Source organism: Vibrio sp. 10N.222.48.A3 (assembly GCF_041475345.1).
Classification (GTDB): Bacteria; Pseudomonadota; Gammaproteobacteria; order Enterobacterales; family Vibrionaceae; genus Vibrio; species Vibrio tasmaniensis_A.
The window spans coordinates 1-1,093 of the sequence record NZ_JBFRVX010000910.1; the positions used below are offsets into that span (position 1 = coordinate 1).

Annotated in this window: 2 protein-coding genes; both read right to left on the minus strand. The window is 45.2% G+C overall.

From position 1 onward, the window contains the following. Positions 1-290: 290 nt before the first annotated feature. Positions 291-656 carry a 50S ribosomal protein L7/L12 gene (gene rplL, locus AB4653_RS21710; protein ID WP_009844674.1) on the minus strand — a complete coding sequence of 122 codons (366 nt, stop codon included), beginning with the start codon at positions 654-656 and terminating at the stop codon, positions 291-293. A 57-nt stretch (positions 657-713) separates the two neighbouring features. Next, on the minus strand, positions 714-1,093 hold a 380-nt coding region (gene rplJ / locus AB4653_RS21715), incomplete at its 5' end, for a 50S ribosomal protein L10 (RefSeq protein WP_372105330.1).

Sequence of the window (1,093 nt, forward strand, 5' to 3'; positions counted from 1 at the left end):
GGACGAGTACCAAAATCCTTACGGATGCGCTTTTTCTCGGTATAAGAGTAAACCATGGGGTTCCTCAGCTCGCTGATAAGTGACCCAAACCACCCAAAACACTCTTCAGAGGGGGCGGTGACAAACAGCTGTTTACTGTAGTGAACAATCATTTCGAAAAAATGACTGTTTTTTTGCTTGGATTATGACGGTTAAACAGCGGAAATTTCGTCATAGCCCTACAGCGCAAAAAGGCCGGTGGTTAATAAACCACCAGCCATTAGCCTTGCGGCTAAGAAATTAAGTAATAATTACTTAACTTCAACAGAAGCGCCAGCTTCTTCTAGCTGTGCTTTAAGAGCTTCAGCTTCAGCTTTGTCAACGCCTTCTTTAAGCGCTGCAGGAGCTGAGTCTACAAGACCTTTAGCTTCTTTAAGACCTAGGCCAGTTGCGCCACGTACAGCTTTGATAACTTGTACTTTGTTAGCGCCAGCAGCAGTTAGGATTACGTCGAATTCAGTTTGCTCAGCAGCAGCTTCAGCAGAAGCACCACCAGCTACAACTGCAGCAGCAGCAGTAACACCGAATTTCTCTTCCATAGCTTCGATAAGCTCAACAACTTGCATTACAGACATTTCTGCAACTGCGTCTAGGATTTGCTCGTTAGTAATAGACATAACAATTCTCTTTTAAGTCAACAATAAGTTTAAATAGCAACCAGTGAAAAGCAAGGCTTAAGCCGCAGCTTCTTCTTTTTGGTCGCGAACAGCAGCGATAGTACGAACCAGCTTGCCAGCAGAAGCTTCTTTCATGCACATCATTAGGCGTGCGATAGCTTCGTCGTAAGTTGGTAGTGTCGCTAGTACTTCAGCATCAGTAACTGCGCCTTCAAATGCAGCAGCTTTGATCTCGAAATCTTTATTCTCTTTAGCGAAGTCTTTGAAAAGACGCGCTGCAGCACCTGGGTGCTCATTAGAGAATGCGATCAGAGTTGGACCAGTGAAAGTGTCAGTTAGACACTCGTAGTCTGTACCCTGAATCGCACGGCGTGCTAGTGTGTTACGAACAACTCTCATGTAAACACCCGCTTCGCGAGCTTGTTTACGTAGAGAAG